The following is a 22,786-nucleotide window of genomic DNA, read 5'->3' as shown; positions in this document are numbered from 1 at the left end:
TTTCGCTGGAAAATCAGGTGGTTAGCGAATATCAAAGGCCGTAAACTTATTGCGAAGTCATTAAATAGAGGCAATAACGCTCACCCATGCAGCACGAACCACATCTGAGCGCACCGGAGAAGTGCATCAGTGAAGCAAGGGACGCAGACGAACATGCCCACAACCTGACAAATTGGCAGCAAGAATACGATCAATTAAGTGATGGCAGCTTTTATGGTCGTATTGATGAAGTAACGTTAGAGGGTTTGCAGGTATTTAAAGAGCATACCAATCGCTCTTTACGTCAGCAGTGTAATGTCTGGGCAGACTCTATCTGGCTGGGGATTCCCGCACGGCCATCGGATAGTCGTATTAACGGCTTAGTGATTGGCAATGATCAACTCATGTGCCGTCCTGGCAGCTGCGACTTTGAATTAATGACGCCAGAAAAATATGATATCTACGGCATCGTGGTGAAACAGGATGTGCTATTACAAGCTGCCGAGATTCAAGGCCTAGCTCTTAAAGGTTTATCTCTCAACGAGTATCCGCGCCTAACCGTGCAACAAAAAACGTTAGATGATGTACGTTATTTATTGGAACGAGTGTTAAACCACAACGCCGATGGATTGAATAACCAAATGCAGCAAGATGTTGTCACGATGGGGCTGCTACGCCTTTTGCAAGAAGAGACGCCCGCCTCCTCGCCAGCACCTAGTTACGCACATAGAAAAGCCGTCGTTGATTGCGTTAAAGAATATTTAGCAACCCATGCAGATGCACCCGTCACTATGACCGAATTATGCGAATTAGCTCACGTTAGCCGTCGCACACTGCAATATAGTTTCGAAACCATATTAGGCATGAGCCCATTACGCTTTTTACGCACAGCGCGATTAAACCGTGTTCGACGTAATCTGAGCGACCCATTGTCAGACAGCTCAGTGGCTGTTGTCGCAGCGAACTGGGGGTTTTGGCACCCCGGACAATTTGCAAAAGACTACAAGCAACTGTTTGGCGAGAATCCATCCGAAACGATTAAGCGTGTGAAACACAGTTGAAATTTGTAAATTTCAACTAACAGACAATAAAAAGCCCCGACTGTCGGGGCTTTTTATTTCAACGAAATCTTACGACATACCATTACCGTAATCTTTAAAGCGCGAACATAAATATTCGCGCTGCGGTGCAAGTGCCGTTATATAGGTTTGTAATTGATCGATGGCAAACGCCGCACGCTCATGTAAATACGTATCGGATTTAGAGTTTTCGCCCGTCCATAATGTCCCGACGTTGCGCAGTAATAAATGCTCTGGAGTATAAAGAAGCCTAGAGTTTTTATAGCCACTACCGCGCATTTCAGCGATCACAAACGCACCGCCACTCGAAGCCGAGACACCAACGAGTAAGGTCGGCTTATGTGCTAGGTGACTGGCATTGCACCATAGCAAAAGATTTTTTAAGCCAGCAGGCGCCATGCCATGCCACTCAGGAATAACAAAAATAAAGCCATCGGCTTGTTGTAGAGTATTTTGTACAGCGACGACCGTCGCCGTCGCTGCAGTGCCATCCCATAGTGGTAAGTCCGCTTCATTGAGATCGACGATACTGGCTTCGCCATTTAGGTGCTCATCATTCAAATGATGAGCAATACGCAAGCTTTGGGAGTCAGCGCGGTGACTGGCGCTAACAATGGCGATTTGAGACATAAATATTCCTACCGTACTTGAAAAATCAATGGGCCGATCATCAAGCTATTTTTGAATAATCGCCTGCCCCGTTTGCGTAACCGTATCCTTATCGCCGCGAGCAGGCAAGCGAATACCGGCTTGCACCGCAGGACGCTCGCGAATTCGTTGAATCCACGCCTGCAAGTTGTCGAGGCCTGTGATATCAATACCCGACCACTCGTAAGTGTGCGCCCAACACCAGTTAGCGATATCGGCAACGCTGTATTCTCCACGATTTTCGCCAACTAAATAGTCACGCCCTGCTAATGCTGAATCCAATACAGCCAACAATCGTCGACCTTCGTTTTGGTAGCGATCAATAGCCGGTTGAATTTTCTCGGGGAAATAGCGAAAGAAGACGTTAGCTTGTCCCATCATGGGGCCAACTCCGCCCATTTGGAACATTAACCACTGTATAACCTGGGATTTTTCCTTGGCGTTATTGCCAAATAATTTACCGGCCTTTTCTGCCAAGTAAATCATAATAGCGCCCGATTCAAACACCGCAAAATCGTCGGCATCATGATCAATTAACGCAGGAATTCGACCATTCGGATTGATCTTTAAAAACCATTCTTCCTTCTGTGTATTATTGGCCAAATTAATTGGCGTCAACGTATAAGGAAGTTGCAGTTCTTCTAGTAACACAGTTGTTTTCCAGCCATTCGGCGTTGCTGCACTGTATAGTTCTAACATTAATATTTCCTCATATTTCGACTGCCGCAGTGCAGCTAATAATCGCTACATTTTATGCCGTATACGATGGTCGCTCTTTCATAGCCGCTTGCCAACGTTGAATCGAAGGATATTCATCGCCGATGCGTATTTTAATAACGCGCGCAAAATCAATCGCACAAATCGCTGTAATATCGGCGATAGAGAATTCGCTTCCGGCAACCCAAGTATTCTCAGCCAGTTGTTTTTCTAAAATCGGTAGGATTTTTAATACGTTACCAATACATTCCTTGCCCCAAGCTTCTACCGGCGTCATACGGTCTTTGAAAAAACCACTGAGGTGCTGAAAGCCCATTGCGACGCTAATAACTAAGCCTAATTCCATGCGGTGATCCCACATATCAATAATGGCACGCTCTTCCACTGTCTTTCCGTATAAACTTAGTCCCTCAAAGCGCTCGTCGAGATAGCGACAGATAGCACCGGTTTCTGCTAGACAAAAGCCATCATCAAGCTCCAATACAGGTACCTTCCCAAACGGATTTTTTGCACAAAATTCTGGGGTAAGATTGCCTCCGACACCCAATTCAATCTGCACAAGCTCTACATCCGTAATGCCCTTTTCTGCCAGAGCCATGCGAACGCGACGAGGGTTTGGCGCTTGATTGTTGTCATACAGTTTCATAGAACTTCCTCTACATGCCCTAACGAGCGCGGGTTGATACACAACGGATAGATACCCTTTTGGCGGTTATATATCGATGCAATAATTTCGATGCAGACCTTATCAGAATGCTCATTCTGTATTACACTAGCCGAGAGCGATGGGACAGGTCAAGAGAACTTATGCCCACCTTCAAAATAATCACTTGAGGCAGTTGCTATGGCGCGAACGCGCAGTTTTGATCCTGAACAGGTATTACAACAAGCAATGATGTTGTTTTGGCAGCAGGGGTTTGAACGCCTGTCGATGGAACAATTGGTGAAGCACTTGGGTGTCAATCGCTACAGCCTTTATGAGACCTTTGGCAACAAACAAGCCTTATTTGAATTGTCGCTGCAGCGCTATATCGCGGTGGTATTTGAATTTATGCAAATGCCGCTAAAGGAACATAAAGGCAAAGCTGCTTTGACTGCCTTTTGTCAGAAGTTCCGCGATCAATTACAACGAACTAATGCCAACAACGGTTGCTTAATGTTCAACAGCCTTCAAGCGAAAACGCCAATGTCTGATACTGCACGCCAGAATTTGCATACCGCCATAGAAAAGCAACAAACTCTATTATTGCAGCGCATTATAGAAGCCCAGGCGGCAAATGAGTTCAACCGTCGATTTGAGCCTGAGGCAGCGGCCCAGTTTATTGCCGCACAAACCCGCTTATTACTCAATACTCGCCGTGATCAGGGCATAGAGGCAATGACAACTATTGCCGACTTTATAATTGCCGATATTGAAGCCTGGTAGCCAATCAATCATATTTTATAACGAATTTAAAAAGCCTAAACTCACAGCGGTTGCACTGGCACGGTTTTCTACGCCAAGTTTAGGAAATATTTGCTCTAAATGCTTATTCACCGTACGCGGGCTCATGGCTAATATTTGGGCAATATCACGATTGGTTTTGCCGCGAGACAACCACATCAACACTTCGGCTTCGCGTTCAGTTAATAAAAACTTCTGGCGCAATTCAGCTTGCAGCACATTGTCATCGTCGTTAATTAATCGTAATAAATATTCAACCGGCGATGGCCGGCCTAAATAGCGCACCTGCAAAGAATGTGTACCTAACTGTAGTCTACTATGACTATTGCGCTCTGGTGCTCTTGCTAACCAAGGTGCTATATCACTGCAAATTAACGTTTCTAGTTCACTCTCTGAGCTCCCGAGCGTTTGTAATAACTCTCGGGTTTTTACCGTACTCCAGAGCATTTCCCCGTGAATATTACAAGCAAAGGCTGGTTGCCCCATTTCATCCAAAGCGCTACGTGCACTGCGTGTTTTACGAGCATTACTCAAATGCACATGCACGCGAGCTAACAGCTCATCAATGTTCACGGGCTTAGTAATATAGTCAACACCACCTACTTCTAAGCCACGCAAGACATGTTCGCTATCGCTCAAGCCTGTCATAAAAATTACAGGAATATCGTGCAGTTCATTGCGCTTTTTTAACGTTTCACAGGCAGTAAAGCCATCCATCGTTGGCATAATGGCATCCAACAAAATCAAGTCTGGAATCATACGTTCGGTAATACTCAGCGCTTGAGTACCATCCATCGCGAGTAATACGGTGTATCCCGCAGACGTCAGCGCTTCGTTCATCATAGCGAGAGATTCTGCTGCATCATCCGCAACCAGCACGATTCCTTTAGATTCAGGCCTGATCACGGGACAACACCTTTTGATTGGTAGAAATAATCGTCGCAAACTGATACGACGCAAGGTAGCGTTTCATCTGCTGGACAAAAAACGGGTGCTCTCCTGAGCTTTCAATACGCACTAAAATTTTCTCCACGCCATCAACATAACCCAATTCTGCCATCGCGATTAATTCGCGTGCATCGGCATGGCTGATATCAATCAACTCGGCGTCTGCAGTCTTCACTTGGTTAAGAGGAACATCGTCTTTATAAATCCACTGTAAGGCTAACGCTGCAGCCAGTTTATCGAGTAATACCTGATCACGAATCGGTTTAATTAAATAATCGTCATTTAAACGCTCGACATTATCAGTGCCATTTTGTCTCTGATTATGCTCGTGACTTTCCTCTGCATCGGCAGACGCCATAATCACGGGTGCGATAATATTTCTGTGGCGTAATTCTTTGACCAGTTCCCAGCCCGTCATCTCGGGCATAGAAATATCGAGGAAGAATAGATCGACCGGCACAGTATCAATAGCCTCTAAACAGGCTAAGGCGTTCGTTGCTTCAAGCACTATAAAGCCGAGCGGAGATAAAATTTCGCTAATTAACCCCCGATGCGACGCGTCATCGTCAACAACCATGACCGTGCGCTGTGGGCCATGATAAGAATCTATCTCTCTCACCTGTGTCGTACGCTGCAATGGCATAGAGACACTCGACAGCATGAGAGACAACTTAAAGCGACTTCCCTGCCCCGGATCACTTTTTAAGGTAATTTCACCCCCCATAATATCGGTTAATAATTTACTAATGGTTAAACCTAAGCCGGTGCCTGGCATTTGCGGCTGGCCTGCTTTACGAATACGTTCAAAGGGCTGAAAGATACGCTCCATCTCTTTAGAGTCGATCCCGACCCCCGTATCCTCAACTGAGAATTCGGCGACTTGGCTGCGATAGCGCACAGATAAGGTTACCGATCCGCTATGAGTAAACTTAACCGCATTGGATAATAAATTAATCAGAATTTGGCGTAGATGCTTCTCGTCTGTCGTGACCACAGCAGGCAGGTGCGGTGATGGTCGGTAATAGAAAGCGATACCTTTATTCTCGGCTTGTAACGAAAACATATCCACCAGTTCTTGCAACATACTACGGATAGCCACTTCTTCGCGCCGGATCTCCAATCGCCCTGCTTCTATACGAGATATATCAAGTAAGCCTTCAATTAAATCAGCTAAATGCTCGCCACTGCGACGAACGAGTTTCACTTTGCTTAGCTGCGAGGTATCAAGACTTTTGTCTTTTTCTAGTAACTGTGCATACCCTAAAATCGAATTCAATGGGCTACGTAATTCATGACTAATCCCCCCCAGATACCGGCTTTTAGCACGGTTAGCCGCCTCTGCTAAGTCTTTTGCATCTTGCAAGGCTCTATCAGTAGCTTCATGCGCACTGATTTCTTGAGTGAGTAATTCGGTTTGCCGCATGGACTCATCTAACGCAAATTGTCGACTTTCATTCGCCAATACAAATAACCAAATCAAAACGCCAATAATAATGAGTAACAGAAAATACACTTGTACAAGTGTGGTCCCAACCATAGATTGCGCCGCATCGGCAGCCGGCACTTGGAGATACACCAGCCAGAAAAGTACAGCAACGGTAAAAGCAATGATGCTAAGAAAACCACTGAACTGCATTAACCGCGGATTCATACGCCGTACTAGCCAGACCGGCAGTACCGTTTCGAGCAAAGATTGTAGCTGATCGCCAAGCCGTGCTTTCTCTTTGCACTGATCATGACAGCGAGCTTCTAACGAACAGCAAAGCGAGCAAATATGGCCGCCATAAGCAGGACACTGTGCAATATCTTCAAGGTCAAAGGTATTTTCACAAACCACACACTCAGCCAACATCAAGGCCGGATTAACAGGTGTAATCGGTATAATTTCACGCGCAAGATAGAAGCGTCCTTTGGTCACGAACGCAATAATAGGCGCGGTAACAAACGCTGTTAGCAAGGCAACGTACGGCGCCATGGCCTGTGCCACCGGGCCTACAACTCCGACATAGCAAATAATGCCGAGTAATGAAGCCAAGATCATAGCGCCACAACCAACTGGATTAACGTCGTATAAGTAAGCGCGCTTGAACTCTATGTGTTTCGGACTCAGCCCCAATGGTTTGTTAATCACTAAATCTGCGACCAGTGCTCCAACCCAAGCCACGGCAACATTGGCATAGATACCAAGGATATGGACAAGTGATTCATAGACACCCAGCACCATAAGCAGCAAGGCAATCATGACGTTAAACACCAGCCATACTACCCGCCCGGGATGACTGTGCGTTAAGCGCGAAAAGAAGTTAGACCACGCAATAGAGCCAGCATAGGCATTGGTTACGTTAATCTTGACCTGACAGAGAATCACAAAAATACCAGTGACCGCCATCACAACCATAGGCGAATCAAATAAATAACCAAATGCGACCCGATATATTTGCGTAGGGTCACTGGCATCACTGACGTTCAAACCGTGACTCAACGCCAGCACGGCTAAAAAGGAACCGCCGAGTAATTTAATAAAACCAACAACAATCCAACCTGGCCCTGCGCCCATTAACGCAGTCCACCAACGTAACTTATGTTTTTTATCGGGTTCAGGTAAAAACCGAAGAAAGTCGACCTGCTCGCCGATTTGCGCGATTAAGGAAAAAATAACGGCCGACGCAGCACCAAAAAAGACCAAATTAAAGCCACCGCTACCAATTGGTGCGCTTTCAGTCACTCGTTCGATCCCAGTAAATTGCACCCACGTCAGAGTAGCTGACCATTCATGCCACAAGATAAATACAAATGGTGCTAACTGCAGAACCAACCAAATTGGCTGAGTCCACAATTGGAAACGGCTGATTAAGGTAATGCCGTGCGTTACCAAAGGAATGACAATAATGGCACTGAGTAAATAGCCAACCATCAATGGCAGACCAAACAGAATGTCCAATGCTGAGGCCATGATGGCCGATTCAAGCGCGAAGAAGATGAAGGTAAATGATGCGTAGATCAGTGATGTAATGGTCGAGCCGATATAACCAAAACCAGCTCCACGGCTAAGTAAATCAATATCAACGCCGAATTTGGCCGCGTAATAGCTGATTGGAATGGCCGTTAAGAAGATAACTAAAGATACGGCTATAAAGGCATAAAACGCATTATCAAAGCCATACAGTAACGTTACCGTAGCTCCGATTGCCTCTAAGGCTAAAAATGAAATGGCACCTAACGCCGTATTCGATACCCGAGCTGCCGACCAGCGTCGCGCACTTTTAGCGGTAAAGCGTAATGCAAAATCTTCGAGAGTCTGATTCGCGACCCAACGATTATAACTTCGTCGAGCCTTAAAGACCTGTTGATCGCTCATTGTAGAACACGCCCCTGACTGCAAATGTAACGCATACTTCACAGCCGTTATTTTTGGAATGCTGTCCTTGCAATGCCTTATAGTTTTGACCCGCGAGAACAACTTCTATCAATCGCACGCCCATGCGTCAAGACAGTAATCAACTCCCGTGCCAACCACTATGCGTCAAATGACGTATGCGTATGGTGCGAATAGCGAATTCTTTGCTTTCCTGACTTTCTGCATTCTAACGGTGTTCCCATTCCGAACCCACAAACGTCAGAGAGGCTACACCATGCGCTCAAAAACGCTTAACCCTACCAGCGGTGTTCGTCGCCGTACCCTACTTAAAAGTTTGCTCGCCATTCCTGCGGCAGTGATGTTGGCAAACGCCAACTTTGCCAATGCTGATATGGCCAACACCACAGGCTTAGCCGTTACCGACGACACGGTAACTGTGGGTATCCTGCACTCAGTGACAGGTACCATGGCCATCAGTGAGACCGGTTCTGTACAAGCTGAGAAATTAGCGATTAAACAGATCAATGCCATGGGCGGTGTATTAGGTCGTAAGATCGAGTATATCCAAGAAGACGGCGCCAGCGATTGGCCAACCTTCGCTGAAAAAGCCAAAAAATTATTGGTGAGCGATAAAGTTGCAGCCATCATGGGTTGCTGGACATCGGCTTCACGTAAAGCTGTTTTACCAGTAATGGAACAGTACAACGGTATGTTGTTCTACCCTACCTTCTATGAAGGCTTGGAACAGTCTCCTAACGTTATTTACACCGGCCAAGAAGCTACTCAGCAGATCCTTGAAGGTATCGATTGGGCATCACGTGTCAAAGGTGCAAAATCATTCTATCTACTAGGTTCAGATTACATTTGGCCACGTACGTCTAACAAGATCGCGCGCAAGCACATCGAAAAATTGGGCCTTAAAACGGTTGGCGAAGAGTACTATCCTCTGGGCCACACTCAGTTCAACTCGGTTATCAACAAAATCAAACTGAAAAAGCCTGATGTTGTATTCATCTCAGTCGTTGGTGGTTCTAACGTTGCGTTCTACAAGCAGCTAAAAGCCGCTGGTATTGAAATGGGCAAAGAAAAGCCATTATTCCTAACCATCTCAGTAACTGAAGATGAAATCTTGGGTATCGGTGGTGAAAACATCGAAGGCATCTATGCCTCTATGAAGTACTTCCAAAGCCTGCCTAACGAAAACAACAAAAAATTCGTTGCGGCATTTAAAGAAGAGTATGGCGACGACATCGTTATCGGTGACGTAACTCAAGCAGCCTACCTTGGCCCTTGGATCTGGAAAGCAGCGGTTGAAAAAGCCGGTTCCTTCGATATTGATAAAATCAAAGAAACCTTGCCAGGTATCGAAATTACAGCAGCTCCTGAAGGCTACGTTAAAGTGCATGAAAACCATCACTTGTGGTCTAAAACACGCATCGGTCATGCAAAGTTAGACGGCCAATATGACGTAGTTTATGAAAGCCCTGAGCTGATTGAACCTAACCCATTCCCTGCCGGTTACCAGTAAGTAAACACAGCGGCTCCTCTCATGGAGCCGCTACTTACTACTTAGCTTTATTTTTTCCACCGGGAGATTACCTATGTTTGCTGAATATAGCGCAGCCGAACTGACCTCCATCTTTGCCATGCAAGGATTTGCCGGTCTAATTTTATTCTCAGTTTTTGTTTTGATGGCACTCGGTCTGGCGATTATTTTCGGCCAAATGGGTGTGATTAATATGGCACACGGCGAATTTATGATTCTCGGTGCTTATGTTACTTATTTAACCTCTATTGTATTTGCCGAATACCTACCAGGCATATACGAAGCCTACTTTTTTATCGCCATGATAATTGCATTTTTTGTCACGGGGGCACTCGGGGCCTTTGTCGAATGGGCGATGATTCGCCATCTGTACAAGCGACCTCTAGATACTCTATTAGCAACCTGGGGCCTAAGCCTGATTATGCAACAAACCTACCGCACCGTATTTGGCGCGCGCGAAGTGGGTGTTGTATTGCCCGATTGGCTGATGGGTTCTTACCAAGTTACCGACATGATCGAAGTGCCTATTAACGGTATTTTCGTGATGATTTTAACCATCGTTATTTCCACTGGTGTGTGGTTAATGATGCAGAAGTCGCGTTTGGGTAAGCAAACCCGTGCGGTAGTGCAAAATCGTCCGATGGCTGCTGCTGTTGGTATTGATACCGGTCGCGTCGATCGCCTGACCTTTGCACTTGGTTGCGGTATTGCGGGCATTGCTGGATCTGCTTTCACTATGGTGGGCTCTACCGGTCCAACGTCTGGCCAGCTTTATATTGTTGATACTTTCCTTGTCGTTGTATTCGGCGGCGCGACCAGCCTACTCGGCACCATCGCTTCTGCCTTCACCATCTCTCAAGCTCAATCAACAATGGAATTCTTCTTAAGTGGTTCGATGGCCAAAGTATTAACACTACTGACCGTAGTCATAATTCTTATGCTTCGCCCTGAAGGCCTATTCTCACTCAAGATTCGCCGCTAAGGAGTAGTAAATTATGTTAACCAAAGCTCGCGATTTTTTAATGAAAGGTGACATTACTCACCTGATTATTCTGGCAGCGATTATCTTTGTAATCATGCCGCTATCGATGGATATATTTCGCCTCAATCTAGTTGGTAAGTATCTTACCTACGCCTTTGTGGCGTTGGGTTTAGTACTTTGCTGGGGTTACGGTGGCGTATTAAGTTTAGGTCAAGGGGTGTTTTTTGGGTTGGGTGGCTATTGCATGGCCATGTATTTAAAACTTCAGGCATCAACACCTGAGTTAACAGCAATTCAATCGACCCCTTGTATTCCAGACTTTATGGATTGGAACCAAATAACCGAACTACCTTGGTTTTGGGAACCATTCCATAGCTTTGCCTTTACTGTACTTGCCGTATTTATTGTCCCTGCAATATTCGCTTATATCATTGGGATTGCCATGTTTAAGCGTCGTGTAGGTGGTGTTTACTTCGCCATTATTACCCAAGCGGTAGCAGCCATTTTGACCATTCTTATTATTGGTCAACAGGGCTACACCGGTGGTGTAAACGGTATTACCGATTTACGGACATTAAATGGCTGGGATATTCGTACCGATGAAGCCAAGTATGTTTTGTACTTCATTAACGGCTTATTATTGTTCGGCGCTATCTTCGCATCTCGTTATGTTGTGAAAAGCAAATTAGGTCGCTTACTTGTCGCTATGCGCGAACGTGAAGACCGTGTGCGCTTCTCTGGCTACGATGTATCTAACTTTAAGATTTTTATCTTCTGCTTAGCAGCAGCGATCTCGGCTGTTGGTGGCGCTATGTTCACCTTGCAAGTGGGCTTTATGTCGCCTTCTTTTGTCGGCATCGTGCCTTCCATTGAGATGGTGATCTTCTGTGCTGTTGGCGGTCGTCTATCAATCTTAGGCGCTATTTACGGAACATTAATCGTTAACTTCGCCAAAACAACCTTCTCTGAAAGCTTTCCAGAACTTTGGTTATTCGCTATGGGCGCACTCTTCATTGGTGTGGTAATGGCGTTCCCGAACGGTATTGCTGGTGTCTATCAAAGCCATATTTCTCCATGGCTTGCGAAGAAGTTTGGTAGCACGCCAAAAGATGAAGAAACTCCAATTATGGCGACTAAAAAGAACTCTGTTGAATCCAATGAAGCCCAAGTAAAGGAGTCTAGCCATGTTGGAAACTAATAAGCATATAGAGCAAAAAGATTTCGTGCTCAGTATTGAAGGGCTAACGGTTTCTTTTGATGGCTTTAAAGCAGTAAACGATTTATCGCTTTACGTCGAAGAACAAGAAATCCGGGTCATTATCGGTCCTAACGGCGCCGGTAAAACAACCGTACTCGATTTGATTTGTGGTCGTACTAAGGCGACTGAAGGATCAATTAAATTCAAAGGCAAAGAATTAACCAAGCTCAATGAACACCAAATTGTTCATGCAGGTGTTGGTCGTAAATTCCAAAACCCTTCAATTTATGAAGATTTGACGGTATTTGAAAACCTTGAGCTATCTTTCCCTCGCGGTCGCAATGTGTGGGGAGCCTTGTTCTTTAAACGCGATCAAGAAGTAATAGATAAAGTAAAAGAAATTGCCGAGATGATTTTTCTCGGCGACAAATTAAATATGCAAGCTGACCTACTCAGTCATGGGCAAAAACAATGGTTAGAAATCGGTATGTTGTTAATTCAGGATCCCGAATTACTCATGCTCGATGAACCTGTTGCCGGAATGTCAGTATCCGAACGCAAACAAACAGCCGACTTATTGCACCGTATTACCAAAGATCGTTCGGTACTGGTAATTGAACACGACATGCAATTTGTTGCTGATATCGCCGACCGTGTAACCGTTTTGCATCAAGGCAAAGTTCTGTCGGAAGGTTCGATGGAACGCGTGCAAGCCGATCCAAAAGTCATTGAAGTTTATCTCGGCCATTGAGGATAACCGTATGTTTGAATTAGCAGATTATGGTGTGGCTTATGGCCAGAGTGACGTCATCAAAGATATGAATTTGACGTTAAAACCAAAAGAAATCATCGCGGTACTTGGCCGTAATGGCATGGGTAAAACCACCATGATGAAGTCAATGATTGGCATGATTCCGAGCAAAGCAGGCACGATTAAGTTAAATGGCAAAGACCTATCAAGTCTACAAAGCCATCAGCGTGTGGCGGCAGGTTTGGGCTTTGTACCACAAGGCCGAATGATTTTTTCAACCTTAACGGTACAAGAGAATATCGAGACTGGCTTAACCGTTACCGGAAAATCCACCGTACCTGAAGACTTGTATGAATTGTTTCCAGTACTGCTCGAAATGAAAGATCGTCGCGGCGGTAACCTTTCTGGTGGTCAACAACAGCAGCTGGCGATTGCACGTGCTTTAGCGAGTAACCCGAGCGTGTTGCTACTAGATGAACCAACCGAAGGTATTCAACCATCGATCATTAAAGAAATGGCACGAACTCTTAAAAAGATTCGCGATCAACGCAATTTATCCATTTTAGTATCTGAACAGGTACTGAGTTTTGCCCTTGATATTGCTGATCGCATTTTGGTCATCGAAAAAGGAAAAATTGTACACGACGTACCGATTGCCGAGGCTGACCACGCCAGTATTGCTAAGTATTTATCCGTTTAATTATTTACTTTTAGGAGCCCATCATGAGACACGGTGATATTTCTAGTAGTCCGGATACCGTAGGTGTTGCAGTTGTTAACTATAAGATGCCACGCCTACATACCAAGGAAGAAGTATTAGCCAACGCTGCCAATATTGCCGACATGATTGTCGGCATCAAGCAGGGGTTACCTGGCATGGACCTAATTGTATTTCCCGAATACAGCACGATGGGCATAATGTACGACCATGATGAAATGATGGCGACCGCAGCCACTATTCCTGGCGATGAAACGGCGATATTTTCTGCGGCCTGTAAAAAAGCTAATACGTGGGGGATTTTTTCGCTGACTGGCGAACGTCACGAAGAACACCCTCACAAAGCACCTTACAACACTCTAATTCTGATTAATAACGAAGGCGAAATCGTTCAAAAATATCGTAAGTGCATACCTTGGTGCCCAATTGAAGGTTGGTATCCAGGTGATCGCACTTACGTAAGCGAAGGCCCTAAAGGCATGAAAATCAGCCTTATTATTTGCGACGATGGTAACTATCCTGAGATTTGGCGCGACTGTGCGATGCGCGGTGCCGAATTAATTGTGCGCTGCCAAGGCTATATGTACCCCGCCAAAGAACAGCAAGTCATGATGGCAAAAACGATGGCTTGGGCTAATAACTGCTACGTTGCAGTTGCTAATGCCACCGGTTTTGATGGTGTATATAGTTACTTTGGCCACTCGGCCTTAATAGGATTTGATGGTCGTACTTTAGGTGAGTGTGGCGAAGAAGATATGGGCGTGCAGTATGCTCAACTTTCAGTGTCACAAATTCGCGACGCGCGTAAAAACGACCAATCACAAAACCATTTATTCAAATTACTGCATCGTGGTTATAGCGGCGTGCATGCCTCCGGTGATGGCGATAAAGGCATCGCCGACTGCCCATTTGAGTTTTATCGCACTTGGGTAATGGATGCAGAAAAAGCCCAGCGCGACGTCGAAGCGATGACCCGTGACACCATTGGCGTAGCTGACTGTCCCGTCGGAAACCTACCCGTAAGCGAGCGTGAGCAGGAGGCTGGCGAGTAATCGCCGGACGAGAGCCGTGGTATTTATCACCGATAAACTCGAACAAAATCGGCGTGCACAACCTTTGTGTACGTCGCGTTTTGTATTCGATCCTAGTGAGATCGAAGGCGCGCTGCGCGCTAGAATTATCGGCCAAGATGAAACCATCGCTCGCTTTAAACGTCAGCTCAGCGTGGTTAAAGCAGGACTTCAAGATGATCGCAAGCCACTATTAAGCACCCTATTTTTAGGCTCGACTGGTGTGGGAAAAACGGAATTTGTCCGCACCGTAGCTAAAGCCATTCATGGTAATAGCGAGGCTTTTTGTCGCATTGATATGAATACCCTATCGCAAAGCCATTACAGCGCAGCGATCACCGGTGCGCCCCCAGGTTATGTCGGCAGTAAAGAAAATTATTCATTATTTAATGAAGACCACATTGCCGGTACGAGTACCCGTCCCGGCATCGTTTTGTTCGATGAAATCGAGAAAGCAAGTGCCGAAGTGGTTCGTAGCTTAATGAATATATTAGATTCTGGCTCACTCACTCTCGCATCCGGTCAAAAAACGCTGAAATTCAATAATACTTTGATTTTCATGACCAGTAATATTGGCGCGAGCAAAACTAAGACATTCGTATCCAAAGCACGACAAAGCTTTTCTCAAAAGTCTAGAAAGGCAACTTTTATTAGAGCGTTAGAGCGTCATTTCGATCCTGAGTTTATCAATCGAATTGGCAGTGTTAATTGCTTTAACGACCTCAGCATGACATCCATTCCGGATATCATTGAAAACTTAGAAGCCGAACTTAATCAGCGCTTAAAAGTTCGTAATATTGCTATCGAACTTGACTCATCTGCGCGCACCTTAGTGTGTTCTGCTGGATTTAACAAACGCTATGGAGCACGAGATATTCAACGCCAGTTCCAAGCGTTTGTATTAGAGCCACTCGCTCAATTTTTACTCAGCACTGAAGAAGATCAATGTCGATTTATCTTCGGTACTGCTACAGCCAATAAAATTACGTTTCAACCGACCTTACTCAACGAATCTTCACGTACGAGTAAACCAGTGGCCTCTCGGCCGTCACAGGAGAAGACCCATGACTGATACCATTATTAAAATCGATTTAAGTAAATCAGCGTACGATCACGATAATGTTCACAATCGCTGGCACCCTGACATTCCTATGGTTGCTAAAGTGAAACCCGGTGATGACTTTATAGTCGAATGCTTTGACTGGACAGGTGGACAGATCAAGAACGACGACGATGCTTCTGACGTTCGTGATGTCGATTTATCTCAGGTTCACTTTTTATCCGGTCCTATTGCTGTTGAAGGCGCACAGCCAGGTGATTTATTAGAAGTCGATATTTTAGATATCGGTGCATTTACTGAACAGCAATGGGGCTTTAACGGCTTCTTTTCTAAAAAGAACGGCGGTGGATTTTTAGACGAACACTTCCCAGAAGCACAAAAATCCATTTGGGATTTTAATGGTATTTACACCAGTTCACGTCACGTACCGGGCGTTGAGTTTGCCGGTATTTTACACCCAGGCCTAATCGGTTGTTTGCCATCACGCGATATGCTGGATAAGTGGAACACGCGTGAAAAAGAATTGTTCGATACCGATCCAGATCGTACCCCAACACTTGCTTGCTTACCGTACGCACCCACCGCTCACATGGGTCGAATGCAAGGCGATGACAAAGCGGCAGCGGCTGCTGAAGGCGCTCGCACTGTACCGCCACGCGAGCATGGTGGTAACTGTGACATTAAAGACTTAACCCGTGGCGCAAAAATCTACTTCCCAGTATACGTAGATGAAGCCGGTCTATCAGTTGGCGATTTACACTTTAGCCAAGGCGACGGTGAAATCACCTTCTGTGGCGCGATTGAAATGGCAGGTTGGATTCACATGCGTGTGAATTTAATTAAAGACGGTATGGCCAAATATCAAGTTAAAAACCCAATCTTTAAACCAAGCCCGTTAGTACCTAAGTATGACGATTATTTAATCTTCGAAGGTATTTCTGTTGATGAAAATGGCAAACAACACTTCCTCGATACCACTGTTGCGTATCGCCAAGCCTGTTTGAACGCCATTAACTACATGGAGCTATTCGGATTCTCGCGTGCTCAGGCTTACGCCATTATTGGTTGTGCGCCGATCCAAGGTCACATTAGCGGCGTGGTCGACGTACCGAACTCATGTGCCACCCTCTGGTTACCAACGGATATCTTTAAATTCGATATTAAACCTAACGCTAATGGCCCGACCAAATTCCTCGACGGTTCGGTCGATATTCCACTAGCGCCTGATTTAGATTAATACGGGAGAATCACAATGCCTTTATACGATTATAAATGCACACAGCATGGGGTTTTCCAAGAGCTTGCGTCAATGGAACATCACGATCATCCGGCTAAATGCCCGCAATGCGCGCAGCTATCTGCGCGTGTTGTGATGATCCCACCGCATATTGCGGCCATGATTAAAGAGAAAAAAGAAGCCATGGAGCGTAATGAAAAAGCGCAACATGAACCCGATTTCATGACCTCAGCACAATTTCATGAACGGGAAAAAGAAAAGCAGGAACGCGCCGCGCACGGCAAACACAAAGGTTGTGGTTGTGCGCCGAAACGTCCGAGCAATTTATTGTGGACCGCTGACGGCAATAAAATGTTTCCGTCTATGCGCCCGTGGATGATAAGTCATTAATGTCTAGGGATTAGACATACCCCGCAATGCCCTTTGCCTCGGTTCGCCGGGGCTTTTTTGTTTTTTGCGGCTAACGCCGTAGGTTTTTTTTCCCGAGAGCAAGCCCAATATGAATAGAAAATGTATTCTTTTCTGTAGGAGTCACTCAGGGAGCGCCAGCGAGCAGTGACGAATTAATACGCGGAAAATTACATCGCGACTACGAACAAAAAGCGTTCGTTGAATCGCTCCTACAAATCAAAAATCCGCTTCGAATTCATCAAGCTTCAAGCATATCGTCTCGTGCGTCTGCGCCAGCAGCTAAAAAACCATAAACAGCACCCACAAAAAAGCGGCCCGAAGGCCGCTTAATTTAATTCACTCAAATTACGCTTCGCGACGCTTACGCTGCGGAGGGCGTGAATCACTACGCGAATCATTGCTGCTACGTGGCTTACCACGACCACCGGCACCACCAGGCTTGCCTGGACCACCCGCACGACGCGGTGGAGCAGAACGACCTGTAGACTCAGGAATTTCGCTTTCTTTGTAGGTTTTGATGCTCAAAGGACGACCACACACACGTGCTTTACGCAAAGTGTTCATCACTGGCTCTGGCATGCCCGCAGGTAAATCAATCACTGAGTAATTTTCGAAAATTTCAATGTGACCAATAAAACGGCTTTCTAAATCCGCTTCGTTCGCGATAGCGCCAACAAGGTTACCTGGCTTCAAGCCATCGTCGTAGCCAATGCCAACCATGTAACGTGCCATCGCCATATCAGGGTTACCTTTTAATGGCATAGGCGCAGCGCTGGCTGGCATTTTGCTACGTGGAGCACCACGTTCGCGTTCACCGCTGCGCTCACGACGCTCGCCACGTTCTGGACGGTCGCGTGATTCACGGCTATTTTGTTCTTGCGCACGTTTTTGTGCACGTGCATCTTCTTGTTCGTCGATGAACAATGGCTTATCGCCTTGCACCATTCGAGCAATCGCTGCTGCAACATCCATCGCATCCACTGGGTGTTCGCTTAAGATCTTTTCGATCATTTCGCGATACACTTTGTTTTTCTCTGGGTGCAGACTATCTAAAACGCGTGCTTGGAACATAACACGACGTTTTTCGTTAACCATTTCTGCCGATGGTAATGGCATTTCTTCAATAGGCTGACGAGTAGCACGTTCGATATCACGCAACATACGCTTTTCACGGCCACGAACGAATACAATGGCTTCACCATTACGACCAGCACGACCAGTACGGCCAATACGGTGAACGTAAGATTCGGTATCTTGTGGAATATCGTAGTTAATAACGTGGCTGATACGCTCAACGTCCAAACCACGAGCGGCAACGTCGGTCGCAATAATAATATCCAACTGACCCGCTTTTAAGCGTTCTACCGCTTTTTCGCGTTGTGCTTGTGGAATATCACCGTTTAATGGTGAACATTTAAAGCCGTTACTGACCATAAACTCTGCAACTTCTTCTGTTGCTTGTTTGGTACGTACGAACACCATCATGGCGTCAAATTCTTCGGTTTCAGCAATACGCAATAACGCATCATTTTTATGCGCGCCACCGACAAACCAATAACGCTGACGAATTTTATCGTTGGTCGTGGTTTTGGTTTCGATTTTTACTTGTACTGGATTATTCAGGTGAGTTTCAGCAACACGCTGAATCTCACGCGGCATAGTCGCAGAGAATAAAGCAACCTGACGGCTGGCTGGGGTTTGTTCCAGAATCCAGTTTACGTCGTCGATAAAGCCCATGCGCAGCATTTCGTCAGCTTCGTCTAGAACAACGGCTTTAATATCAGCCAAGCTCAGAGTACCGCGACGTAAGTGATCCATTACACGGCCTGGAGTACCAACAACCCATTGTGGGCCACGCTTTAAATCACGTAGCTGGCTGCCGTAATCGGCACCACCATAGATAGCAGTTACTTCAATACCCGGCATGTGACGGCTATAGGTTTTAACGGCTTCAGCCACCTGTTGCGCCAATTCACGCGTTGGTGCTAACACCAATACTTGTGGGCTTTTAAAGTCGGCTTGAGTGCGAGCCAAGATAGGCAGTGCGAACGCGGCCGTTTTACCGGTACCGGTTTGCGCCATACCCAGTACGTCTTTGCCTTCAAGCAATGGCGGAATACTGTGTTCTTGGATAGCAGAAGGAGTTTCGTAACCCAACTCTTCTAGAGTGCGAAGAATAGGAAAAGGAAGGCCCAGGCTTGCGAAGCCTGTGCTGATTGTATCGGTCATATTGTCACCTGTGTGCAGACGGGTAAGGGCTTTGCCGCTAACTGGTTAGCTCTGCTAACACGCTGCTGACACGGGTGAGCCCGACTCATCATTGTTCAAAAGGGCGCAAAGTATATAGGAAATTTTACGCCACTGCCCATGTTTTTTTCATGTAAACGAAATATTTACGTGATAACCCTACTCTGCCTCTCTGCAAAGCACTGCAGGATGCGTATAATCGCGACCTCACTTAATAGGAGTACGTATCGTGCTGAAAGTTAATGAATATTTTGACGGCAAAGTAAAATCAATCGCTCTGCAAACCGCTACTCTACCGGCCACTGTCGGCGTAATGGAAGCGGGTGATTATGAATTTGGCACGAGCCAGAAAGAAGTAATGACGGTTGTTTCAGGTTCAATGGATGCTTTGTTGCCAGGTGCCACTGAATGGGCAACCTTCAACCAAGGCGACTCATTTGAAGTTGCCGCCAACGTAAAATTCCAAGTACGTATGGCTGGTCAAACAGCTTACTTCTGCACTTACGAATAAGTAGTGTAAAAAACTAAAGGCTATTTAATGGCCTTTAGTTTTTTCTAACTTTAACTCTGTTACAGGCACGGGTTTACTAAAATAAAATCCTTGGTAACTTTCGCAACCATTGTCACGCAAGAAGTTCAATTGAGCTTCTGTCTCCACACCTTCTGCTAAGACCTGCAACCCGAGACCTTTTGCCATATGAATAATGGTTGTAGTAATGACGCGACCTTCGTCTTCGTCCTCGACGCTTTGCACAAAACTACGGTCGATTTTTAATTTATCAACACGATAACGATGCAGATACGCTAACGAAGAATAGCCCGTACCAAAATCATCAACGGCCAACATCACTCCAAGCTCTTTTAACCCATTAATAGTGTCGAGAACTTGAGTGCTTGGCTCTAGTAACGCTCCCTCGGTAATTTCAAGTTCCAGCCAACTAGGATCAATTTTCGTATCATCTAATAAACGTCGTAAGCGCTCTACCAAACCACCCGCGACAAATGTCGGTTGCGATATATTTACCGCAACGACCATAGGTTCGAAGTCTTCACTTTGCCAAAAGGCAATTTGATGGCAGGCGACGCGCAATGCCCAACTATCTAGCTCGGGCATTAAGCCATTGTCTTCAGCAACAGGTAAGAATCTGCCTGGCGCTATGATGCCCTCTTGTGGATGATGCCAGCGCATTAAAGCTTCAACCCCAACAATATGGCCATCAATTAGACATACTTGCGGTTGATAGTAGAGCTGTAACTCATTGTCATGCTGCAGTGCACCGCGCAATTGATTACCGAGTTCTAAACGATCAGATACCGCTTGGGTCATATCATTTGAATAAAACTGATAGTTGTTCCGTCCACGCTGCTTCGCTTGATACATAGCAACGTCGGCATTACTCAATAGTTGAGTAACATCGGATCCATGATCTGGGAACAAAGTAATACCTAGACTGGCACCAATATAAAGTTCTTGGCCAACGCCGACATCAAAAGGAGTTCGCAGTAAATTCAAAATAATATCGGCCACATTACTTACTTGTTCGTGAGAAATGACATTCTCTAAAACCACAACAAAATCATCGCCACCTTGACGCGCAACGGTATCACTATCGCGCAAGCGCTGGCGCATACGTTGTGCAAATTCCTGCAGCAACCGATCTCCGGCAGGATGGCCGAGACTATCATTAATATGTTTAAAATGGTCTAGGTCGATAGCAATAACGCCGACTTTTCGGCCTTTCTGCGTAGCAACATTAACGGCACCTTCAAGCCGACTTAACAGTAAGGCGCGATTCGGTAAATTCGTTAGTGAATCGTAGTTGGATAAATGCTCTAGCTGCTCTTCAGATTCTTTAATACGTGACATATCAGAAAAAACACCGACGTAATTGGTGATACGATTTTGCGCATCTTTTACTTCGGTGATCGTTAACCATTGCGGATAAACTTGGCCATTTTTTCGCCGATTCCAAATTTCACCGCGCCAATAACTACGATCCTGTATGGCCCTAGCAATACCATCATAAAATGCCCTGGAGTGACGACCTGAACTTAATAATGAAATTGATTGACCAAGAACATCGGCCTCTTCAAAGCCAGTGATGGAAGTAAATGCAGGGTTTATTGCTTCAACGCGATTGCGCGCATCGGTAATGACCACGCCTTCCATCGTCGATTCGAATACTGTCATCGCTTGTCGCAAACGATGCTCTTTCGCTTGTTGTTCGGTAATGTCCTGAATGGAACCTACCCGGCCAATTAGCTTATCATCATCATCAACAATGACGTCGGCACGACCATGAATAACTTTGATTGCGCCCGACTCAGTCACAATTCGGTATACCATGTCTGACGGTTTATGTTGCTGCATACTCTCGGTCAGAGTTTTCGCTACCCGCTCGCTATCATCAGGGTGCACATATTCAAAAAAGCGAGACAAACTGACTGTTGTTAGCGTTTCTTCTTGCTCAAAAATTATCGCAGCCTGTGGCGTTATATTAATGACGTCGTTAATCACATCATCTTGCCAGCTACCAATATTGGCTAAGCGCTCAGTTTGCCGCAGTAATTGCTCTCTCTCCTCTAGCTGGCTCATCATAGTAAGACGATCTTGGACTAAAAAACAAAGCTGCGCGAAGGTGGCTAGCAACGCCTGACGTCGGTTGCTCAGTGGCGGCTGATTTTGCTCAAAGCTGATCAATAAAAAACCAACCGCGCCTTCCTGACCACTCACTGGAAGTAAAATAGCATTATCGGAATCTAAAACATTTAATAGCTCAAGATCCGCTGGTATAGCAGCCGCACGTCTAAGCACTTTTGAGCCGCCCAATTCATAATGGCGCTCGGTATTTAAATCATTACGCCAGTAATTATTAAGGAGGTGTGGTAATTCCTCGACTGATTTTGCGCCGATACTTACCAATAATTCAGAAACAGAATTGCCATTGTCGGCAACGAAAACCAATGCGCTTCGCGCTTTCAAATAACGGGCGATATGAAGCAAAGCACCTTCAATGTCTGCGCGCAAAGTTTCTGTTCTAGTGGTTAAAAAAACACGCAAGCAACGTTCTAAAATTGTCTCTAGACGAATTTCGCCGCTTGCAGAACGCACCACACCTAGTGAAATTCCCTCTTCTGCTTCACGCTCAATCCGAGACCACCCTTCACTGATAGAAGGGGAATCTAAAACCGGTTTAACGGCAGTCATGCACTACTCCACGAATCTCACACTCACTATTGGGGGCTCTTCTACTCTGTGCCGACCTAGCCCTTACCTACATAGCAAAGGTTGAATAGACGGCCCATTGCTACGATGCATCATTGTCGTAGAAAAACAGTGTAGACCATCCGCAATGACAATTATAAAAATAGGCGCATCTTTGTCACTAAGAA

Annotated in this window: 19 protein-coding genes; 12 read left to right on the top strand and 7 right to left on the bottom strand. The window is 45.8% G+C overall.

The window, feature by feature from the left end; translation table 11 throughout:
• Positions 1 to 86 precede the first annotated feature (86 nt).
• Entirely contained in the window at positions 87 to 1,040 is a 954-nt protein-coding gene (locus tag UXZ23_RS14245) for a helix-turn-helix domain-containing protein (RefSeq protein WP_320821219.1), read from the top strand.
• A 69-nt stretch (positions 1,041 to 1,109) separates the two neighbouring features.
• Here UXZ23_RS14245 and UXZ23_RS14240 read toward each other — a convergent pair whose 3' ends face one another.
• Genes UXZ23_RS14240 through UXZ23_RS14230 form a run of 3 tightly spaced genes read right to left on the bottom strand, consistent with a single transcriptional unit; the run spans position 1,110 to position 3,069 of the window.
• Positions 1,110 to 1,688: an NAD(P)H-dependent oxidoreductase gene (locus tag UXZ23_RS14240; protein WP_320821218.1), complete on the bottom strand. Its 579-nt coding sequence runs from the start codon at positions 1,686 to 1,688 to the stop codon at positions 1,110 to 1,112.
• 45 nt (positions 1,689 to 1,733) lie between these two features.
• The gene (locus UXZ23_RS14235) at positions 1,734 to 2,405 is read right to left on the bottom strand and encodes a glutathione S-transferase family protein (RefSeq protein WP_320821217.1); all 672 of its coding nucleotides are present in this window, start codon (positions 2,403 to 2,405) and stop codon (positions 1,734 to 1,736) included.
• Between the two features lie 52 nt (positions 2,406 to 2,457).
• Positions 2,458 to 3,069 (bottom strand): glutathione S-transferase family protein, encoded by a 612-nt coding sequence (locus tag UXZ23_RS14230; RefSeq protein WP_320821216.1) that lies wholly within the window; start codon positions 3,067 to 3,069, stop codon positions 2,458 to 2,460.
• Between the two features lie 198 nt (positions 3,070 to 3,267).
• Between UXZ23_RS14230 and UXZ23_RS14225 the strand changes: the two genes are divergently transcribed.
• A complete protein-coding gene (locus UXZ23_RS14225) occupies positions 3,268 to 3,849 on the top strand; it encodes a helix-turn-helix domain-containing protein (protein WP_320821215.1) in 582 nt (193 codons plus the stop codon).
• Positions 3,850 to 3,864: 15 nt separating this feature from the next.
• Here UXZ23_RS14225 and UXZ23_RS14220 read toward each other — a convergent pair whose 3' ends face one another.
• Both UXZ23_RS14220 and UXZ23_RS14215 read right to left on the bottom strand, forming a co-directional pair.
• Complete coding sequence (locus tag UXZ23_RS14220; RefSeq protein WP_320821214.1) at positions 3,865 to 4,773, bottom strand: DNA-binding response regulator; 909 nt, start codon at positions 4,771 to 4,773, stop codon at positions 3,865 to 3,867.
• Entirely contained in the window at positions 4,760 to 8,173 is a 3,414-nt protein-coding gene (locus UXZ23_RS14215) for an ATP-binding protein (protein WP_320821213.1), read from the bottom strand. The genes UXZ23_RS14220 and UXZ23_RS14215 overlap by 14 nt, the downstream gene beginning before the upstream one ends.
• Positions 8,174 to 8,447: 274 nt before the next feature.
• Here UXZ23_RS14215 and urtA point away from each other — a divergent pair, with 274 nt between their 5' ends.
• The 9 genes from urtA to UXZ23_RS14170 all read left to right on the top strand — a co-directional run bounded on the left by urtA (position 8,448) and on the right by UXZ23_RS14170 (position 17,125).
• Positions 8,448 to 9,701 carry an urea ABC transporter substrate-binding protein gene (urtA, locus tag UXZ23_RS14210; protein ID WP_320821212.1) on the top strand — a complete coding sequence of 418 codons (1,254 nt, stop codon included), beginning with the start codon at positions 8,448 to 8,450 and terminating at the stop codon, positions 9,699 to 9,701.
• Positions 9,702 to 9,774: 73 nt separating this feature from the next.
• On the top strand, positions 9,775 to 10,701 hold the full coding sequence (urtB, locus tag UXZ23_RS14205) for an urea ABC transporter permease subunit UrtB (protein ID WP_320821211.1): 927 nt from the start codon (positions 9,775 to 9,777) through the stop codon (positions 10,699 to 10,701).
• A gap of 13 nt (positions 10,702 to 10,714) precedes the next feature.
• Positions 10,715 to 11,899, top strand: coding sequence for an urea ABC transporter permease subunit UrtC (gene urtC, locus UXZ23_RS14200; protein ID WP_320821210.1), 1,185 nt, complete (start codon positions 10,715 to 10,717; stop codon positions 11,897 to 11,899).
• Positions 11,886 to 12,650, top strand: a complete 765-nt coding sequence (urtD, locus tag UXZ23_RS14195; RefSeq protein ID WP_320821209.1) for an urea ABC transporter ATP-binding protein UrtD — start codon at positions 11,886 to 11,888, stop codon at positions 12,648 to 12,650. Before urtC ends, urtD begins: the two co-directional genes overlap by 14 nt.
• A 10-nt stretch (positions 12,651 to 12,660) precedes the next feature.
• Positions 12,661 to 13,350 carry an urea ABC transporter ATP-binding subunit UrtE gene (gene urtE, locus UXZ23_RS14190; RefSeq protein WP_320821208.1) on the top strand — a complete coding sequence of 230 codons (690 nt, stop codon included), beginning with the start codon at positions 12,661 to 12,663 and terminating at the stop codon, positions 13,348 to 13,350.
• Between the two features lie 23 nt (positions 13,351 to 13,373).
• Positions 13,374 to 14,420, top strand: coding sequence for an aliphatic amidase (locus tag UXZ23_RS14185; RefSeq protein WP_320821207.1), 1,047 nt, complete (start codon positions 13,374 to 13,376; stop codon positions 14,418 to 14,420).
• Between the two features lie 16 nt (positions 14,421 to 14,436).
• On the top strand, positions 14,437 to 15,510 hold the full coding sequence (locus UXZ23_RS14180; RefSeq protein ID WP_320821206.1) for an AAA family ATPase: 1,074 nt from the start codon (positions 14,437 to 14,439) through the stop codon (positions 15,508 to 15,510).
• Positions 15,503 to 16,735, top strand: a complete 1,233-nt coding sequence (gene fmdA, locus UXZ23_RS14175) for a formamidase (protein WP_015487792.1) — start codon at positions 15,503 to 15,505, stop codon at positions 16,733 to 16,735. Before UXZ23_RS14180 ends, fmdA begins: the two co-directional genes overlap by 8 nt.
• 15 nt (positions 16,736 to 16,750) lie before the next feature.
• Positions 16,751 to 17,125 carry an FmdB family zinc ribbon protein gene (locus UXZ23_RS14170; protein ID WP_025264921.1) on the top strand — a complete coding sequence of 125 codons (375 nt, stop codon included), beginning with the start codon at positions 16,751 to 16,753 and terminating at the stop codon, positions 17,123 to 17,125.
• Between the two features lie 366 nt (positions 17,126 to 17,491).
• On the opposite strand, the gene UXZ23_RS14165 is transcribed toward UXZ23_RS14170, so the two are convergent.
• Positions 17,492 to 19,375 carry a DEAD/DEAH box helicase gene (locus UXZ23_RS14165; protein WP_320821205.1) on the bottom strand — a complete coding sequence of 628 codons (1,884 nt, stop codon included), beginning with the start codon at positions 19,373 to 19,375 and terminating at the stop codon, positions 17,492 to 17,494.
• A 247-nt stretch (positions 19,376 to 19,622) separates the two neighbouring features.
• Here UXZ23_RS14165 and UXZ23_RS14160 point away from each other — a divergent pair, with 247 nt between their 5' ends.
• Positions 19,623 to 19,904 carry a pyrimidine/purine nucleoside phosphorylase gene (locus UXZ23_RS14160; protein WP_015487795.1) on the top strand — a complete coding sequence of 94 codons (282 nt, stop codon included), beginning with the start codon at positions 19,623 to 19,625 and terminating at the stop codon, positions 19,902 to 19,904.
• A 24-nt stretch (positions 19,905 to 19,928) separates the two neighbouring features.
• Here the strand turns inward: UXZ23_RS14160 and UXZ23_RS14155 are convergent, their stop codons facing one another.
• A complete protein-coding gene (locus tag UXZ23_RS14155; protein ID WP_320821204.1) occupies positions 19,929 to 22,601 on the bottom strand; it encodes a putative bifunctional diguanylate cyclase/phosphodiesterase in 2,673 nt (890 codons plus the stop codon).
• Positions 22,602 to 22,786: the final 185 nt, after the last annotated feature.

It is taken from the genome of Thalassolituus sp. (assembly GCF_034111725.1).
Taxonomy (GTDB): Bacteria; Pseudomonadota; Gammaproteobacteria; order Pseudomonadales; family Oceanobacteraceae; genus Thalassolituus.
The sequence above is the reverse complement of the archived record's forward strand: the minus strand, read 5'-3'. Positions and strand labels throughout refer to the sequence as shown.

Bases quoted from the DNA above. Each gene is read 5' to 3' on its own strand.
- UXZ23_RS14245 (WP_320821219.1), top strand. From the start codon at position 87: ATGCAGCACGAACCACATCTGAGCGCACCGGAGAAGTGCATCAGTGAA.
- UXZ23_RS14240 (WP_320821218.1), bottom strand. From the start codon at position 1,688: ATGTCTCAAATCGCCATTGTTAGCGCCAGTCACCGCGCTGACTCCCAA.
- UXZ23_RS14235 (WP_320821217.1), bottom strand. From the start codon at position 2,405: ATGTTAGAACTATACAGTGCAGCAACGCCGAATGGCTGGAAAACAACT.
- UXZ23_RS14230 (WP_320821216.1), bottom strand. From the start codon at position 3,069: ATGAAACTGTATGACAACAATCAAGCGCCAAACCCTCGTCGCGTTCGC.
- UXZ23_RS14225 (WP_320821215.1), top strand. From the start codon at position 3,268: ATGGCGCGAACGCGCAGTTTTGATCCTGAACAGGTATTACAACAAGCA.
- UXZ23_RS14215 (WP_320821213.1), bottom strand. From the start codon at position 8,173: ATGAGCGATCAACAGGTCTTTAAGGCTCGACGAAGTTATAATCGTTGG.
- urtA (WP_320821212.1), top strand. From the start codon at position 8,448: ATGCGCTCAAAAACGCTTAACCCTACCAGCGGTGTTCGTCGCCGTACC.
- urtB (WP_320821211.1), top strand. From the start codon at position 9,775: ATGTTTGCTGAATATAGCGCAGCCGAACTGACCTCCATCTTTGCCATG.
- urtC (WP_320821210.1), top strand. From the start codon at position 10,715: ATGTTAACCAAAGCTCGCGATTTTTTAATGAAAGGTGACATTACTCAC.
- urtD (WP_320821209.1), top strand. From the start codon at position 11,886: ATGTTGGAAACTAATAAGCATATAGAGCAAAAAGATTTCGTGCTCAGT.
- urtE (WP_320821208.1), top strand. From the start codon at position 12,661: ATGTTTGAATTAGCAGATTATGGTGTGGCTTATGGCCAGAGTGACGTC.
- UXZ23_RS14185 (WP_320821207.1), top strand. From the start codon at position 13,374: ATGAGACACGGTGATATTTCTAGTAGTCCGGATACCGTAGGTGTTGCA.
- fmdA (WP_015487792.1), top strand. From the start codon at position 15,503: ATGACTGATACCATTATTAAAATCGATTTAAGTAAATCAGCGTACGAT.
- UXZ23_RS14170 (WP_025264921.1), top strand. From the start codon at position 16,751: ATGCCTTTATACGATTATAAATGCACACAGCATGGGGTTTTCCAAGAG.
- UXZ23_RS14165 (WP_320821205.1), bottom strand. From the start codon at position 19,375: ATGACCGATACAATCAGCACAGGCTTCGCAAGCCTGGGCCTTCCTTTT.
- UXZ23_RS14155 (WP_320821204.1), bottom strand. From the start codon at position 22,601: ATGACTGCCGTTAAACCGGTTTTAGATTCCCCTTCTATCAGTGAAGGG.